Source organism: Streptomyces avicenniae (assembly GCF_000719135.1).
Lineage (GTDB): Bacteria > Actinomycetota > Actinomycetes > Streptomycetales > Streptomycetaceae > Streptomyces > Streptomyces avicenniae.
Genome location: NZ_JOEK01000009.1, coordinates 619,755 through 635,047, shown reverse-complemented (window position 1 = coordinate 635,047; position 15,293 = coordinate 619,755). Strand labels below are relative to the sequence as shown.

General features: G+C 75.8%; 14 protein-coding genes. 5 read left to right on the top strand and 9 right to left on the bottom strand.

What is annotated here, in order from left to right:
* Positions 1–28: 28 nt before the first annotated feature.
* Together IF27_RS17830 and IF27_RS17825 are read left to right on the top strand one after the other, a co-directional pair.
* Complete coding sequence (locus tag IF27_RS17830; protein WP_052850579.1) at positions 29–2,131, top strand: phage holin family protein; 2,103 nt, start codon at positions 29–31, stop codon at positions 2,129–2,131.
* 459 nt (positions 2,132–2,590) lie between these two features.
* The gene (locus IF27_RS17825; RefSeq protein WP_052850578.1) at positions 2,591–3,418 is read left to right on the top strand and encodes a hypothetical protein; all 828 of its coding nucleotides are present in this window, start codon (positions 2,591–2,593) and stop codon (positions 3,416–3,418) included.
* A gap of 54 nt (positions 3,419–3,472) precedes the next feature.
* Here the strand turns inward: IF27_RS17825 and IF27_RS17820 are convergent, their stop codons facing one another.
* Entirely contained in the window at positions 3,473–4,273 is an 801-nt protein-coding gene (locus tag IF27_RS17820; RefSeq protein ID WP_052850577.1) for an aldo/keto reductase, read from the bottom strand.
* Between the two features lie 178 nt (positions 4,274–4,451).
* On the opposite strand from IF27_RS17820, the gene IF27_RS17815 reads away from it, so the two are divergent.
* Positions 4,452–5,468, top strand: coding sequence for a bile acid:sodium symporter family protein (locus tag IF27_RS17815; protein WP_052850576.1), 1,017 nt, complete (start codon positions 4,452–4,454; stop codon positions 5,466–5,468).
* Between the two features lie 9 nt (positions 5,469–5,477).
* On the opposite strand, the gene fdhD is transcribed toward IF27_RS17815, so the two are convergent.
* On the bottom strand, positions 5,478–6,332 hold the full coding sequence (fdhD, locus tag IF27_RS17810) for a formate dehydrogenase accessory sulfurtransferase FdhD (RefSeq protein ID WP_052850575.1): 855 nt from the start codon (positions 6,330–6,332) through the stop codon (positions 5,478–5,480).
* Positions 6,333–6,556: 224 nt separating this feature from the next.
* Here fdhD and IF27_RS32140 point away from each other — a divergent pair, with 224 nt between their 5' ends.
* Together IF27_RS32140 and IF27_RS17805 are read left to right on the top strand one after the other, a co-directional pair.
* The gene (locus IF27_RS32140) at positions 6,557–6,673 is read left to right on the top strand and encodes a putative leader peptide (protein ID WP_476713126.1); all 117 of its coding nucleotides are present in this window, start codon (positions 6,557–6,559) and stop codon (positions 6,671–6,673) included.
* Positions 6,674–6,824: 151 nt separating this feature from the next.
* Positions 6,825–7,709, top strand: a complete 885-nt coding sequence (locus IF27_RS17805; RefSeq protein WP_052850574.1) for a glutathione S-transferase C-terminal domain-containing protein — start codon at positions 6,825–6,827, stop codon at positions 7,707–7,709.
* Positions 7,710–7,736: 27 nt separating this feature from the next.
* Here IF27_RS17805 and IF27_RS17800 read toward each other — a convergent pair whose 3' ends face one another.
* The 7 genes from IF27_RS17800 to IF27_RS17770 all read right to left on the bottom strand — a co-directional run bounded on the left by IF27_RS17800 (position 7,737) and on the right by IF27_RS17770 (position 15,268).
* Positions 7,737–8,390: a hypothetical protein gene (locus IF27_RS17800; RefSeq protein ID WP_223291091.1), complete on the bottom strand. Its 654-nt coding sequence runs from the start codon at positions 8,388–8,390 to the stop codon at positions 7,737–7,739.
* A gap of 54 nt (positions 8,391–8,444) precedes the next feature.
* Positions 8,445–9,902, bottom strand: a complete 1,458-nt coding sequence (locus tag IF27_RS17795; RefSeq protein ID WP_052850573.1) for an ABC transporter ATP-binding protein — start codon at positions 9,900–9,902, stop codon at positions 8,445–8,447.
* Entirely contained in the window at positions 9,899–10,702 is an 804-nt protein-coding gene (locus IF27_RS17790; RefSeq protein ID WP_052850572.1) for an ABC transporter permease, read from the bottom strand. The genes IF27_RS17795 and IF27_RS17790 overlap by 4 nt, the downstream gene beginning before the upstream one ends.
* Complete coding sequence (locus IF27_RS17785) at positions 10,699–11,634, bottom strand: ABC transporter permease (RefSeq protein ID WP_052850571.1); 936 nt, start codon at positions 11,632–11,634, stop codon at positions 10,699–10,701. Before IF27_RS17785 ends, IF27_RS17790 begins: the two co-directional genes overlap by 4 nt.
* A 7-nt stretch (positions 11,635–11,641) precedes the next feature.
* Positions 11,642–13,183, bottom strand: coding sequence for an ABC transporter substrate-binding protein (locus tag IF27_RS17780; RefSeq protein ID WP_052850570.1), 1,542 nt, complete (start codon positions 13,181–13,183; stop codon positions 11,642–11,644).
* 145 nt (positions 13,184–13,328) lie between these two features.
* Positions 13,329–14,093, bottom strand: coding sequence for an LppU/SCO3897 family protein (locus IF27_RS17775; protein ID WP_052850569.1), 765 nt, complete (start codon positions 14,091–14,093; stop codon positions 13,329–13,331).
* 161 nt (positions 14,094–14,254) lie between these two features.
* Positions 14,255–15,268 carry an SDR family oxidoreductase gene (locus tag IF27_RS17770; protein ID WP_052850568.1) on the bottom strand — a complete coding sequence of 338 codons (1,014 nt, stop codon included), beginning with the start codon at positions 15,266–15,268 and terminating at the stop codon, positions 14,255–14,257.
* Positions 15,269–15,293: the final 25 nt, after the last annotated feature.

Sequence of the window (15,293 nt, the reverse complement as noted above, 5' to 3'; positions counted from 1 at the left end):
TCGGTGCACCGAGGAGAGGCGGGTACGGGTGAGAGGGTGGCGGAACGGCGGGGCGGTCCTGCTGCGGGTGCTCGTCGTGTGGGCGGCCAGCACGGTGACGCTGGTGCTGCTCGCCTGGGTGATGCCTTCCTTCTCGCTCCAGTCGGCTGACGGGGAGAGCTTCACCAAGGTGGGGGTGACGGCTGCGGCGGGCGCGGGGCTCTTCGGCCTGCTCAACGCGCTCGTCTGGCCCTGGCTGGTACGGGCGCTGCTGCTGGCTCCGGCGATCGCGCTGGGGCTGCTGGTGTTCCTGCTGAACGGCTGGTTCCTCGTCTTCGCGCTGAGCGTGGTCCCGGCCGGGCGCGGGGGGCCGCCGACGGGCACGGCCGTCGTCATCGCGGCGGTGATGTCCATCGTGTCGTCGGCGACCAGCACGTTCCTGGCCGTCCGCGTCCGCGACCAGCAGCGCCGCCGGATGCGGCGGCTGGCGGGCTGGCGCGCGACCCGGGGCACCCCGCCGCGCACGCGGGCCGCCGGGACGGTGTTCCTCCAGCTCGACGGCATCGGCTACGACGTGCTGGCCGACGCCGTGAGCGGGCCGCGCCCCGTCATGCCGACGCTGGCCGCGATGTGCGCCACCACGCACCGGCTGACCCCGTGGCGCACCGACTGGTCCAGCCAGACGGGCGCCGCGCAGCTCGCCATCCTGCACGGCAGCAACTACGACGTGCCCGCCTTCCGCTGGTACGAGAAGGAGACGGGCGAGGTCGTCGTCACCAACCGGCCGTCCAGCGCCGCCGAGTTGCAGCGCCGCGCCGTCACCCGCAGTGGCGACCCCGGGCTGCTCGCCTACGACGGCGCGAGCCGGGGGAACCTGTTCACCGGCGGCGCCGAGCAGGTCGCGCTCGTCCTGTCCGTGGCGGCGCGGCGGGCGCGCGGGCAGCGGTCGCGCGCCGGGTACTTCGCCTACTTCTCCGACCCGGCGCACGCCGCGAGGACGGCCGCGTCGTTCCTCGTCGAGCTGGTGCGTGAGCCGTGCCAGGCGCTGCGGGCGCGGCTGCGGGGCGTCCGTCCGCGCGTCGGGCGCGGCGGCCTCTACCCGCTGATCCGGGCGTTCGCGACGGTCGTGCAGCGGGACGTCGTGACGGCCGCCGTGGTCGGCGACGTGCTGAACGGGCGCACCGCCGTCTACGCCGACCTCATCGCCTACGACGAGGTGGCGCACCACTCGGGGCCGCGCGGCCGGGACACGCGGCAGGTCCTGCGCGGCCTGGACCGCTGCGTCGCGGCGGTGGCCGAGGCCATGGTGTACGCGCCGCGTCCGTACCACCTCGTGCTCCTGTCCGACCACGGGCAGAGCCAGGGCCTGACGTTCCAGGCCGCCTACGGGCGCACGCTGGAGAGCCTGGTCCGTGACGGCTGCGGAAGGCCGGTGGCGGCGGGGGAGGGGGCCAGGCCCGCGCGGCGCCCCGAGGCGGGGGCCGAGGCGCGCGGCACGGCGCGGGCCGCGCTGCGGCGGCGCGAGCCGCAGCCGCTCCCGCCCGTGGTGGTGGAACCGGGCCCCGACCGGCGCTCGGCGCCCGTGGTCCTCGGCTCGGGGAACCTGGGGCTCGTCTCCTTCCCCGACCTGGCCGGGCGCGCCGACCGTGAGGCGATCGACGCGCACTACCCGGCGCTGCTGCCGACGCTTACCGGGCATCCGGGGATCGGCTTCGTGCTGGTGCGCAGCGCGGCCTACGGCCCGGTGGTGCTGGGGGCGGACGGCGCGGAGTTCCGGCTCGACTCGGGCGAGGTGCGGGGCGCCGACCCGCTGGCGCCGTTCGGGCCCGGCGCGGCGGCGGCCGTACGGCGGGCGGCGTCGTTCCCGCACACGGCCGATCTGATGATCAACTCGTCGGTCGATCCCGACACGGGCGACGTGCACGCCTTCGAGCAGCAGCTCGGCTGCCACGGGGGACTCGGGGGCGAGCAGAGCCGTGCGTTCCTGCTGTCGCCGCTGGCGCTCTCGGCGCCGGTCCCGGCGGTGGGCCAGGAACCGGCGGGGGAACTGGTCGGCGCCGAGGCCGTGCACCGGGTGCTGCGGCGCTGGCTGCACGAGGCGATGGCCCACTCACCGGGCCGCACGACCACCCCGGCACGAGCGGCGCGCTAGCGCGGCACCGCCCGTCGCGGGCGGCCCCCGGCCCGGCGGGTGCGGGGAGGAGGTCGTAGTCCCCGTTGTACGCCAGCACGGTCCGGGAACAACCCCGCGCGTGCGGGGAGGAGGTCCGCGTCGAACGCGCGCTCGCGGGCGGGAGGGGAACAGCCCCGCGCGTGCGGGGAGGAGAGTAAGTGACCTGCGGGTTTCTCGGGGCCGGTCGTGATTTTGCTTATTTTACCTTCACCGACTCCCTTGTCCGGGCGGGAGCAGGTGGAGTGGTGGTGCAGTGTGTGGCCCCTGTCCGTTGTCGGCGGTTGTCCGGAACGCGCTTTCTGCGCATGGCACTTGTTGCCTTCCTCGCCCGCACCTCAGCCATGTCCCGCATGCATCGGCAGGAGAAGCCGAACCTGCGGAGCAGCTCCCACCCCGGACTCCCGCGGCGCGCGCCGGACGGGGCGGTACCGTGCCGCCATGTGCATATCGACGGGTGAGGCCGCGTTCTCCGGCACGATCGCCTACTGCGGGCGCCTGAACCACCCGGAGCACGGCCTCGTGCACGTCCTCGGCTACCAGAACACGGCCGTCAACCTGGCGGGCGGCCCGAACGCCATGTTGTTGCACCTGCCCACGAGGCAGCTCACCCCCAGGCAATTCCTGCCCGTCGGGCACGCCGACGACGTCCTGAACCGCATGGTGGCCGCCGTGCGGCCCGTCGCCGCCGCGTCCGGCGGCATCGACTGGATGGGCGCGGCACCGCGGGGGGCCGTGCAGGTCTTCGACCACGACGTCTACACGGTGCTCCTGGCCGACGACCCCACCGCGATCCCCGCCGCCCTGGGGCAGGTGCCGCCGCACCGGCGCCCCGCCCTCGACCCCGACCTCCTGCGGTTTTACGCCGACCACTTCCCCGACCACACCGTCGCCGTGTGCTGCTTCGACAACGCCGACTCGCAGCGCGCCAAGCCCCTCCTGCTGTGGTACGCGCCCCTCGACCCCGACCGGCTGACCGTGCCCGCCCTGGACAGCCACACCGGCGGGGCGCCCGACCTCGACGCCGCCGTGCCCGTGGACCACTGGGTCCTGTTCTCCACCGACGAGGCCCCCGCCACCTGGGGCGCGCCCGTCGCGTACCCCGGGGACACGCGCCACAGCCTGCGCGCGTTCCTCCCCACCGCCGTCGTCGGTCGGCACTACGGCCCCTGGCAGACGCTGCCCAACGGCGACTTCACCCTCAGCCACCGCGACCTGCTCACCGGCGACCTCGGCCGCGTCGAGCGCCTGCGCCCGGCTCGCCGCTGAGACGACCGGGCCCGGCGGCGGCCTCGGCAACCCGAGCGCCGCCGGGGACGGAGGTCAGCCCGCGTCGAACTCGTCCGGGTCCGGGCCGACGCGGCCCCCGCGCTCCAGCGCGGCGAAGGCCCGCAGGTCCGCCTCGTCCAGCGCGAAGCCGAAGACGTCGAGGTTCTCGCGGATGCGGGAGGGCGTCACCGACTTGGGGATGACGACGTTCCCGAGCTGGAGGTGCCAGCGCAGCACCGCCTGGGCCGGGGACACGCCGTGCTTGGCGGCGACCGCCCCGATGCCCGGGTCGTTGAGCAGCCCCTGCCCCTGCCCGAGCGGCGACCACGCCTCGGTGACGATGTCCAGCTCGGCGTGGACGGCGCGCGCCTCCGACTGCTGGAAGTAGGGGTGCAGCTCGATCTGGTTGATCGCCGGGACGATGCCGGTCTCGTCCCGCAGGCGGCGCAGGTGGGCGGGGCCGAAGTTGGAGACGCCGAAGGCGCGCAGGCGGTCCGTGGCGTGGATCTCCTCGAAGACCCGCACGATGGTCAGGTAGTCGTCCCGCATCGGGCGCGGCCAGTGGATCAGGTAGAGGTCGAGGTGGTCGAGGCCGAGCCGGTCGAGCGAGGCGTCGAACTCGCGCAGCACGGCGTCGCGCGTCCATGTCTCCGAGGCGCTGTTCCACAGCTTCGTCGTGATGAACAGCTCCTCACGCGGTACGCCCGAGGCCGCGAGCGCACGGCCGACGCCCGCCTCGTTGCCGTACGCCTGTGCCGTGTCGATGCTCCGGTAGCCCGCGGTGAGGGCGGTGGTGACCGCCTCCTGGGCCTCGTCGTCCGGGACCTGGAAGACGCCGAAGCCGAGCTGCGGCATCCTGACGCCTTCCGCGAGGCTGAGGAGCGGGATGGGAGTAGGGCTGCTCACGTGCGCATCTGCCTCTCTCTGATCGCATCCGATCAGAAAACAATCGTTTGGTGTTTTTCTTCTATCGTTCGCAGGAGACCCAGCAGACGAGGCCCGCCGGTACGCCGGTCCAGGCCATGAGGAGAGAATGTCCGCCGTGCGCAGACTGGCCCGGTTCATCGACCCCTACGTCGTGCTGCTCCTCGGCACGGTGGGGCTCGCCGCGCTGCTCCCGGCGAGCGGGACGGCGGCCGACGCGGCGGACGGCGCCGCCACCGGCTTCATCGCGCTGCTGTTCTTCCTGTACGGCGCCCGGCTGTCCCCTCAGGAAGCGGTGGCCGGTCTCCGGCACTGGCGCCTGCATCTCACTATCATCGGCTGCACCTTCCTCCTCTTCCCGCTGGCCGGGCTGGCCGCCAGAGGGCTCGTCCCCTGGCTGCTGCCGCACGACCTGTACGAGGGGCTGCTCTTCCTCTGCCTCGTGCCCTCGACCGTACAGTCCTCGATCGCCTTCACCTCGATAGCCAGGGGGAACGTCGCCGCCGCCATCGCGGCCGGATCGTTCTCCAGCATCATCGGCGTGCTCCTCACGCCGCTGCTGGCCGCCGTGCTGATCGGCGCGAGCGGCGGCTTCTCCGGCGACTCCCTGCTCGGCATCGCCGGTCAGCTCCTGCTGCCGTTCCTCCTCGGCCAGCTGCTGCGCCGCTGGATCGGCGGCTTCGTGCGGCGGCACCGCGCCGTGCTGTCGCTGGTCGATCGCGGCTCGATCCTCGTCGTCGTCTACGCCGCGTTCAGCGAGGGCGTGAATGCGGGGGTGTGGCACGAGGTCAGCTGGCCCCGGCTGCTCGCGCTCCTCGGCGTCGAGGCCGTCCTCCTCGCCCTCATGCTGACCCTCACCCGCTGGGGCGGGCGCAGACTCGGCTTCGGGCGCGGCGACCGGATCGCCCTCGTCTTCGCCGGGTCCAAGAAGTCCCTGGCCGCCGGACTGCCGATGGCCAGTGTGATCTTCGGTTCGCAAGCGGCGCTCGCTGTGCTGCCACTGATGATGTTCCACCAGATGCAGCTTCTCGTCTGCGCCGTCCTGGCCCGCCGCTGGGCCCGCGACCCCGAGGCGCGGGACGCGGAGCGGCGCGAGCCGACGGACAGCCCCACGCCGCCCGGCTGACCGTACGGGTCAGTGCCCGGCGAGCCGGGGCGACGGCAGCACCAGGCGCTCGGCGCCCGTGTACACGTTCATCGACGCGCCGCGCAGGAAGCCGACCAGCGTCAGCCCCGCCTCGTCCGCCAGGTCCACGGCCAGCGACGACGGCGCCGACACCGCCGCCAGCACCGTCACGCCCGCCATCACCGCCTTCTGCGCCAGCTCGAACGACGCGCGGCCCGAGACCAGCAGCACCGCGTCCGTCAGCGGCAGCAGGCCCGCCTCCAGCGCCCGGCCGACGATCTTGTCCACCGCGTTGTGCCGCCCGACGTCCTCCCGCACGTCGAGCAGCCGCCCGTCGCCCGTGAACAGCGCCGCCGCGTGCAGACCGCCCGTGCGGGCGAACACCCGCTGCGCCTCCCGCAGCCGGTCGGGCAGCCCGGCGAGCACGGTGTGCGGCACGCGCGGCCCGCCGGTCAGCGGCAGCGGCCAGCGCGCGGTGGTCCGCACGGCCTCCAGGCTCGCCTTGCCGCACAGGCCGCACGACGAGGTCGTGTACACGTTCCGTTCGAGCGAGATGTCGGGCAGCGGCACACCGTCGGCGAGCCGCACGTCCACCACGTTGTACGAGTTGGCGCCGTCCTCGCCCGTCGCGCCCGCGCAGTAGGTGATGCGCGCCGCCTCCCCGCGCGCGGCGAGCACGCCCTCGGAGACGAGGAAGCCCGCCGCGAGCGCGAAGTCGTCGCCCGGCGTGCGCATCGTGACGGCGATCGGGCGGCCGTTCACCCGGATCTCCAGCGGCTCCTCACCCACCAGGGTGTCGGCGCGTTCGGAGAGGGCGCCGTCCCTGATGCGGACGACGCGGCGGCGTTCGGTGACCCTTCCCATGCCGCCATCATGCCCGCGCCCGGCACGGACGGCGCGGAACGGGGGCCGGTCCGGCCGATCCCGGCCGCGCCGAACCGGTGGGCGCCCGGCGGATTAGCCGGGCGCCGGAGTGGACATGCTCCCGGGGACGCGCCCTTGACGCCCCGGCGGCACCACCGGACAATCCGTCGCGGACCCCGGTGGACACCGGGCTCGGAACGCACAGGGAGGGGGACGGGGGTTCCATGAGCCGCACAGAACCGTCGGCCGCCCACTCCCCGCTGCCCCGGCTCCCGCTGCTGACCTCCCGCCGTCACATCGACCTGCTGCGTGTGTGCAGCACGGGCAGTCCCCGCCGCTGAGCGGCCCCGGCACGCGGCCCCACGGGCGCGTTCCCCCTTCCGCACACCTCCCCCGGCGTCCCGGCACGCCCCGGCGCCGCCCTCCCGGCCCGCCGCGCGTCCCCACCGCGCACGGCCCCCGTCCCGTCCGCAGCAGCTCCGAGGGAGTGTCATGTCCGAGCACCCGTCCGCCCGTTCCGTCCCGCCGTGCGCCGAACCGCAGGCCATCAGGGGCCGGATCGGACCCGACGCCGACCACGGATTCCACCCCGCGCCGCACCGCTACCACCTCTATCTGGCGCTCTCCTGTCCGGAGTGCCTGCGCGTCGCGATCACCCACACACTGCTCGGCCTCGACGACCGGCTGCCCGTCACCCACCTGCCCGCCGTGCCCGACATGCGCGACGGCGGCTACCGCGCGCTGCGCGACGCGTACGCGGCGACGAGCCACCCGTCCGTCGGGCCGTCCGCCGCCCCGGCGCTCGTGGACCGCTGGACCGGCCGTGTCGTCAGCAACCACGCGCCCGACATCGCGTACGACCTCGCCGTCCGCTTCCCCGGCGACGGCCCCGGGCTGCGCCCGTGCGGGAGCGAGACGCGGATCGCCTCCGTCGCCGCGCTGTGCGACGAGGACATCACGGCGGCGGCGCAGCGCGCCGGGGAGGTGGGCCCAGAACCGGGCTGCGAGGCCGCCCGTGAACGGCTGATGGACGCGCTCGACCAGGTGGAGCGGTGGCTCGCGGACGGGCCCTGGCTGCTGGGCGACGCGCCGACGGCGGCCGACGTGCACCTGTGGGTGACGCTGGTGCAGCTCGACCTGGTGCACCGCTGGCACCTGGACGCGGACGCCGTGCACCGCGTCGCCGCGCACCCGCGCGTGTGGGCCTACGCGCGGCGGCTCCTGGCCCACCCCGCGTTCGGCGGGCGGCTGCGGCCCGAGGAGATCACGCGGCGGCACCACCACCAGTGCGCGGGGCTCGAAGCGGCGGGCGCCGCCGTGCAGATCATCGACTGGAGCGACACGGGCGACCTGGTCCACGCGCCACGGGGCCGCTGACCGCGCGGCGCGGCGCCGTCCGCCAAGTCACCTCGGCCGGTAGGAGCGGACGGGGTCCGCCCAGCCGCCGAGCCGCCGGCTGATCCCGAACCGCGCGGGAAGCCACCGGCGCCTGCGGACGTGCCGCGCGCCGACGGCCGACCACGGCGGACCCGACAGGTCCTCGACGCCCCACCACGTCCGCACGGCCTTCGCCCCGTTCACCCGCAGCAGCGGCCAGCGCGGCACGTGCAGTCCGACGAAGAACATCGACACGTCGTCCCCGCATTTCGTCGTGTAGAAGTACCGCCCGGTGTCCGTGTAGCTGGCGCCGAGACCGTGCGAGAGCTCCATGGTGCCGCCCAGCCACGCCAGGGCGAGCCTGCCGCCCGCCGGGATCGACGGCACGAGCACCGGGTTGAACCACAGCTCGCCGTTCAGCCCGCGCGTGAGCGAGGTGCGCCGGGTCTGCGCGACGACGATGTTGGTGGCGGGCCCCGTCCCGACGTTGACGAGCCACCAGCGCGGCTCCCCGTCCGGCTCCCGCGCGTGCTCCCACTGGAACTGGAGCACCGGCATGTGGGACCGGCGGTCCGACGCGTACGCCAGACCCAGCGATCCGGCCGAGACGAGCACGGCCACGACGGAGATCACCACGGCCAGCACGAGCACCCCCCTGTGTCCGACGGTCGTCCTCGGCATACCCCGGGAGACGGCCGTGCCCTCCTCCCGTGCCCTCCCTCCGTGCCCCGCCGGTCAGTCCGGCGTCCTGACCGGCAGGCGGACGACGCGGTCGGCGGCCCGGGACATCAGCGCCGTGTCGTGGCTGACGACGAGCAGCGCCGCGCCCGCGTCGGCCGCCGCGCGCAGCAGCCGCAGCACCGCCGCCGCCGTCACGGTGTCCAGGGCCGAGGTCGGTTCGTCGGCCACGATCAGCGCGGGCCGCGCCGCCAGGGCGCGCAGGATCGCGACGCGCTGACACTGGCCGGTGGACAGCTCGCCGGGGCGTGCGCGCGGATCGACGCCGGTCAGGCCCGCCGCGTCCAGGGCGGCACGGGCGGCGGCCAGCGCGTCGGCGCGGCGGCGAGGGCCGCCCGGCTCGGCGAGCGTCCGCCACACCGGCCAGCGCGGGTCGAGGCCCGCGCGCGGGTCCTGGTGGACGGGCATGACCCACCCGCCGCGCGGCGACCAGCGGCGGCCGTCCCGCCAGACCGGCCCGCCCGCGTGCCGCAGCTCGCCCGCGTCGGGGCGCTCGACGCCCGCCAGCAGCCGCAGCGCGGTGGACTTGCCCACGCCCGACGGGCCCGTGAGCGCGACGAACTCCCCTGCCCGCACGTCCAGATCGAGCCCCGCCAGCACCGTCCCCGCGCCCGGGTAGCGCCTGGTCAGCCCGCGCGCCGACAGGACGGGCGGGCCGCCTGGCGGCGTGCGGCGTGCGGCGGCGCGCGGGCGGGGCAGCGCCTCCACCAGCGCCACCGTCGCAGGGTGCGCGGGCCGCCCCAGGACGTCGGCGGCCGGGCCGTCCTCGACGATCCGGCCTTCGTGCAGCACGGCGATGCGGTCGGCCACCGTCCGCGCGAGCCGCAGGTCGTGGCTGACCATCAGCAGCGCGCCGCTGTCGCGCCGCAGCGCGGCGAGGACGTCGTCGGCCAGCTCGGCGTCCAGCGCGCTCGTCGGCTCGTCGGCCAGGGTCAGCAGCGGCCCGTGCGCCCCGGCCGCCGCGATCGACGCCCGTTGCAGCATGCCGCCCGACCAGGCGTGCGGACGGTGCCGGGCGCGCACGGCCGCGTCCGCGATGCCGAGGGCCGCGAGGCGCGCCACGGCCGCCCCGTCCGGCGGCGCGCCGCCCCGGGCGCGCCACGCCTCGGCGACGTGGTGGCCCACCGACCGCAGCGGGTCGAACGACGCGAACGGGTCCTGGCCCACGTACCCGACCGTCCCGCCGCGCAGCCGCCGCAACGTCCGCTCCTGGGCGCCCACCACCTCGGTGCCGCCGACGAGCGCGCTGCCCGTCACCCGCGCCGAGCGCGGCAGCAGGCCGAGCAGCGCGCGCAGCAGCGTCGTCTTGCCTGAGCCGGACGAGCCCACCACGACGACGCACTCGCCCGCGCGCACCCGCAGCTCGACCGAGCGCAACGGCCGCACGCCGCCCGGCCGTTCGACCCCGAGGCCACGGACGTCGAGCACCGTGGCCCGTTCTGCGCGCGGCGTCATCCGGCGGCCCCCCGCTCCACGCGCGCCCGCAGCGCGTCGCCGAGCAGCGCGGCCGTGCAGACCGTCAGGAACACGGCGACGGCGGGCGCGGCGGCGACCCAGGGCGCCGTCATCAGGTCGTGGCGGCTCTCGGCCAGCATCTGGCCCCACTCGGCGGTCGGCGGCTGCGCGCCCAGGCCGAGGAACGACAGGCCGGCGAGGCCCAGCAGCACCTGCCCGAGGTCGAGCGTCGCGACCGCCAGCACCCGTACGCCCGCGCCCGGCACCACATGTCCCAGCACCGCCCGTACGCGGCCGACGCCCGCCATCAGGGCGGCCGTCACGTCGGGGCGGGCGAGTGCCCCGCGCGCGTATGCCGCCGCGAGCCGGGCCGTGCCCGCCCAGGCGGTGACGGACAGGGCCAGCACGAGGTTGCCGAGCCCGGGGCCGAGCGCCCCGGCGACGGCCAGTGCGACCAGCGTGTGCGGCAGCGCGAGCGCCAGGTCCGTCAGCCGCCCGCACGCCGCGCCCGCCCACCGGCCGCCGAGCGCGGCGGCCAGGCCGACCGCCATGCCGACGAGCACCGACGCCGTCCACACCAGACCTGCCGCCCCCAGTGACACGCGCGCCCCGGCGGCGATCCTGGCCGCCAGGTCGCGGCCCGCCTGGTCGGTGCCGAGGAGATGCCCGTCGCCCGGCGGCGCCAGCTTGTCGGTGTAATCGGGCAGATCGGGATCGGGCAACAGTAGCGGCGCTGGACCGGCGAGCAGCAGCAGGAGGCCGAGCAGTGCTAGCCCGGCGAGCGTGCCGGGGCGCCTCACGCGGCGTCCCGCGCCCGCGTCCCGCGCAGCCGCGGATCGATCGCGGCGGCGGCGGGTGCGGCGAGCGCGCCCGTCACCACGTACGCCGCCACGGCCAGCAGCACGATCCCCTGGATCACCGGCACGTCCCGCGCCTCGATCGCCGCGATCAGCTCCCGGCCGATCCCCGGCCAGGTGAACAGCACCTCGGAGACGGCCGCCCCCGCGAGCAGCCCACCCACCGTCATGCCCAGCACCGTCAGGAACCCGGCCGCCGCGTGCGGCACCCCGTGCACGAGCAGCAGCCGCGCCCGTCCGGCGCCGCGCGCCCGCGCGACCTCGGCGAACGGCGCCTCCAGCGCGTCGTCGAACCCGGTGCGCAGCACCCGCGCCCACTGCGCCGCCACCGCCCCGGCCAGCGGCACCGCGGGGAGCAGCGCCCCGCCCCAACTCCCGTCCGCCACCACGCGCCCCGCCCCCCAGCCGACCACCACCACCTCCAGCAGCACCACACCCACGACGAACCCGGGCAGCGCCGCCGCCGCGAACACCACGCCGCGCGCCGCCGCGTCAGGCCACCGCCCCGACCACCACGCGCCCGCCAGCGCGAGCGGCACGGCGGCGGCGAACGCGTACAGCAGCGCGACCGCCGTCAGCCGCAGCGTGGCGGGCAGGCGCGTGCCGATCTCCTCGGCCACCGGGCGGCCCGTCCGCCAGGAGACGCCCAGGTCGCCGCGCGCCGCGTCCGCCAGCCACCGCCCGTACCGCTGCGCGGCGCCGCCGTCGAGGCCCAGCTCGGCGCGCACCAAATCCAGCTGCGCGGGCGCCGGTTCCGTGATCCCGCGCGCGGCGAGCACCTGCCGCGCCGGGTCGCCCGCCGCCAGCTCCGTCATGCCCCAGACCAGGACGCTGGCCACCAGCAGCGTCGTCAGCGCCTGCGCGACCCGCCGCACGCCCGCGTCACGTCCGGGGGCCGACGTGCTGGAGGACGGACGACGCGCGGTAGTCCTCCCAGCCGGGCCCCGCGACGACGCGGGCGGGCCGCTCCGTCAGGAACAGCGCGTACGCCTCCTCGTCCGTGATCTCCTGCGCCCGCCGAAGGAGTTCGTCCTGCCGCGCCGTGTCGAAGACGGTGTCCAACTCCTCGATCAGCGCGTCGAGCCGCGCGTCGGCGACGCCGCCGAAGTTGTACTGGCCCGCGCTGTGCAGGAAGTCGCGCAGTTTCGCGCGGGGATCGAACGTCGTGCCGAGCGAGCTGTCGAAGCTGAGGCCGACGTGCCAGTCCGACGTCTCGGCCATCGCCTCGTAGTTGGCCGGCACGTCGCGCACCTCGACGGCGAAGCCGCTCTCGCGCAGCTGCGCCTGGAGGGCGGTCGCGACGACGCGGGTGTCGGGCTGCGTGCTGTACGAGACGACGGTGAGCGCCAGCGTCTCGCCGTCACGGGTCCGCGGGCCGTCGCCGTCACCGTCGCGGGTCCACCCGGCCGCGTCGAGCAGCGCCGCCGCCTCGTCGCGGTCCGTGCGGACCGTCGCCTCCGCGTACGGCACGGTCTCCGGGTACATGCCGAGCGGCGTGCGGTAGAAGCCGTCGAGCACGTCCGTGGCCAGTGCCTCGTGGTCCACGGCGAGGGCCAGCGCGCGCCGCACGGCCGGGTCGTCGAGCGGCGCCGCGCGGGTGTTGAGGAAGCCGCGCAGCGGGGTGGCGCCGCCGGTCGCCTCGACCACCTCGGCGCCGCTCAGCCCGCGCAGCGCCTCGGTCGGCGGGTAGAACGCGAGGTCGGCCTCGCCGCCGCGCACCGCGAGGACGCGCGCCTGGCCGTCGGGCACGAACCGCACCTCGACGCCGGGCAGCCGCACGTCGCCGCCCCAGTAGTCCGGGTCGCGGGCGAGGGTGAGGGCGTCGGCCGTCAGCGAGGTGACGGTGAACGGGCCGGTCCAGATCCCGGCATCGGCCAGCGCGGCGTTCCCCTCGCCCGCCTCGGCGGCGGCCCGCGCGTCGAAGACGGGGAAGACCGTCTCGTCCGCGAGGAGGTTGGGGACGTTGGGCAGGGGCCGGGCGGTGGTGAGGCGGACCGTCGCGGCGTCCACGGCCCGCGCGGTCGCGCCCGGCAGCGCGGAGGCGGCGCGGCTGTTGTGGTCGAGGTGCGCGGTCAGCAGGGCGACGAGGCCGTCCGCGTCGAGCGCGCGCCCGTTCTGGAACGTCACGCCGTCGCGCAGCCGCAGGTCCCAGGCGGTGTCGCCCGCGCGGTCGAGCCCGGCGAGCACCCACGGCTCGACGGTGCCCTCCTCCGTGGCGCGCATGAGGAGTTCGCCGTAGCCCCACTCGGGGGCCCACAGGCCCTGTTCGACGGGCGACAGGCTCTCGACGGCGTAGGAGGTGACGACGCGCAGCGGGCGCGCGCCGTCCTCGTCACCGGCCTGCGTGCCGCCGCCCCCGCAGGCGGCGGCCCCCAGCAGCGCGAGCGCGCCGGCGACGAGGCTTCGTATGCGTACTCTCGACATGCCCCTCACTCTAATGGACATGAAAAGCGTTTTCATCAACACCCCCTCGGGCGCCAGGGAGATCCGCCACCCCTCAGACCTGCCACCCCCGTGCCCGCCTCAACCCTGGGCGCCCGCCCGCGTGGACGAGCGGCGCGTCCGCGGCTCAGCCCGCGTGCAGCACGGCGCAGACCAGCACGCTGTTGTCGTCGGCGAACCACGAGGTGTACGCGGTCGGATCGCCCGGCGTGCGGGCGCACTCGGCCCCCGTGTGCTGCGCCGGGGCGGTGTAGACGCCCGTGACGTTGTATATCCGGCTGTACGGCACCGGCACTTCGCTGCTCTGGCAGTCCACCCAGCTCATGAGATTGGCGCTGCTGTCCGCCATGCCGAGGATGCACTGCCCGACGTCGAACACGCGCGTGACGCACAGCGCAACCGTCTCGTCGTCGCCCCCGGTGTACACGAGGCTCCGCCTGCCCGCGTCCGCGGGGCAGTCGCCCGGCGCGTCCGAGATCCGTGACACCCATAGGGCGGCGCCCTCGGCGTCGCAGGAGATGACCTCGGGCACCTCGGCCGACCAGGTGCTCTCGCCGGTCATCCAGTTGTGGAGGCAGTCGCCCGCGTTGACCGCCCGGTACGCGTCGAGCGTCGGGTCGGGTGCCGGCTCCGGCTCCGGCTCCGGCTCCGGGGTCCAGTCGTCGCCGCTGTCGCCGCCCGTCCACGAGCCGCCCGTCGCGTCGTCGTCCAGGCCGCCGCCGCTCGCGCCGGGGTCCGAGACCTCCAGGCCGGTCGGGGGAGAACCACCCGCGGAATCCCCGTCGAGCGCCCGCCGCAACTCGTCGTAGTTCCCGATGCCGAGGAATGCCAGCACGGTGATGGCCGACGCCGCCACGCCGACCCACGCCCCCACCTTCGCGACCCGTTCCACGCCCGCCCCTCCCCCCTCCCCGGCGCCCGCCCACCGTCGCCAAGGACCCCCACCACCATGGCAGTTGACGCGCCGGAGCCGCAAGGAACGCCATGCGGCAGCGCTGTGACAGTCCTGTCCCGGATCGTCACCACGCCGCTCTCCTGCCGCTCTCCCGCCGCTCAGCCCGCCAGCAGCGTCCAGGGCGTCGGCCGCGCCAGCGCCAGCCGGGGCTTGCGCGCCGCCCAGTGCCGTACGGCGGTCGCCATGACGGCCGCCGGGTCGGCCACCGTCCTGGTCGGCTCGAACGGCGCCGCCATGCTCGTGTAGCTCTGGAACATGGCGAGCAGCCGCACCGCCTGGTGCTGGAACGGCGACAGGTACCGCTCCGCCATCGGCAGGAAGAAACGGTTCCACGTCTCGGTCGCGACGACCGGCGGCCTCACGACGGGCCCGGCGCCCCGCGCGGCGCGGCACTCGTCGAGCGTCCCGCAGACCACGTCGAGCAGCCCGCCCAGCCGCATGCTGCCCGCCCCGCCCGCGATCACCTCCGTGCGCGGCGACGGCGGCGGCGCCGACAGCGCCGCGTCCGCCACGGCGGCGGCGACCTCGTCCACCGGCGTGATCTCCGCCCAGCCCGCCGGGTCGCCCACCACGACCGCCGCCAGCCCCGACACGAGCGCCTGGAGCAGCGTGTAGGGGCCGGAGAACCGGGCGATCGCCCCGGTGTCGCGGCGGCCGACCACCAGCGCGGGACGGACGACCGTCAGCGGCCCCCTGTGCTCCTCGCGGGCGATCTCCTCGCAGACGGCCTTCGACCACTCGTAGCCGTTCCGGTAGCCCTCGAACTCCGCACCCCGCAGGTCCTCGGGCGCGCGCACGCCCCCGACGTACGCCGTGGACAGGTGCACGAGGTGCGTCTCCGCGTCGGCGAGGGCGAGGACGGCGCGCAGCGGGCCGACGTTCGCCGCGAGCGCCTCGTCGCGGCTGAGCGTCCAGCGGGTCGCCGCCGCCGTGTGGACGATCACGTCCCAGTGGCCCGCCAGCACGTCGGGCGGCGGCTCGGCGCCCAGCTCCCAGCGGACGACCGACGCGTCGGGCGCGCGCCGCGCCACCCTCGTGTGCCGGACGGCCGCGAGCCGGTCGCTGACTTCGCTGCCCACCACTCCGGTGGCGCCGGTGACGAGGATGCGCATGGCCGCCGTTCCGTTCCGACTGGCG

What these genes read in the sequence shown, in the direction of transcription:
- IF27_RS17825 (WP_052850578.1), top strand. Translation starts at nt 2,591, where the DNA reads ATGTGCATATCGACGGGTGAGGCCGCGTTCTCCGGCACGATCGCCTAC.
- IF27_RS17820 (WP_052850577.1), bottom strand. Translation starts at nt 4,273, where the DNA reads ATGCCGCAGCTCGGCTTCGGCGTCTTCCAGGTCCCGGACGACGAGGCC.
- IF27_RS17815 (WP_052850576.1), top strand. Translation starts at nt 4,452, where the DNA reads ATGTCCGCCGTGCGCAGACTGGCCCGGTTCATCGACCCCTACGTCGTG.
- fdhD (WP_052850575.1), bottom strand. Translation starts at nt 6,332, where the DNA reads ATGGGAAGGGTCACCGAACGCCGCCGCGTCGTCCGCATCAGGGACGGC.
- IF27_RS32140 (WP_476713126.1), top strand. Translation starts at nt 6,557, where the DNA reads ATGAGCCGCACAGAACCGTCGGCCGCCCACTCCCCGCTGCCCCGGCTC.
- IF27_RS17805 (WP_052850574.1), top strand. Translation starts at nt 6,825, where the DNA reads ATGTCCGAGCACCCGTCCGCCCGTTCCGTCCCGCCGTGCGCCGAACCG.
- IF27_RS17800 (WP_223291091.1), bottom strand. Translation starts at nt 8,390, where the DNA reads ATGCCGAGGACGACCGTCGGACACAGGGGGGTGCTCGTGCTGGCCGTG.
- IF27_RS17795 (WP_052850573.1), bottom strand. Translation starts at nt 9,902, where the DNA reads ATGACGCCGCGCGCAGAACGGGCCACGGTGCTCGACGTCCGTGGCCTC.
- IF27_RS17780 (WP_052850570.1), bottom strand. Translation starts at nt 13,183, where the DNA reads ATGTCGAGAGTACGCATACGAAGCCTCGTCGCCGGCGCGCTCGCGCTG.
- IF27_RS17770 (WP_052850568.1), bottom strand. Translation starts at nt 15,268, where the DNA reads ATGCGCATCCTCGTCACCGGCGCCACCGGAGTGGTGGGCAGCGAAGTC.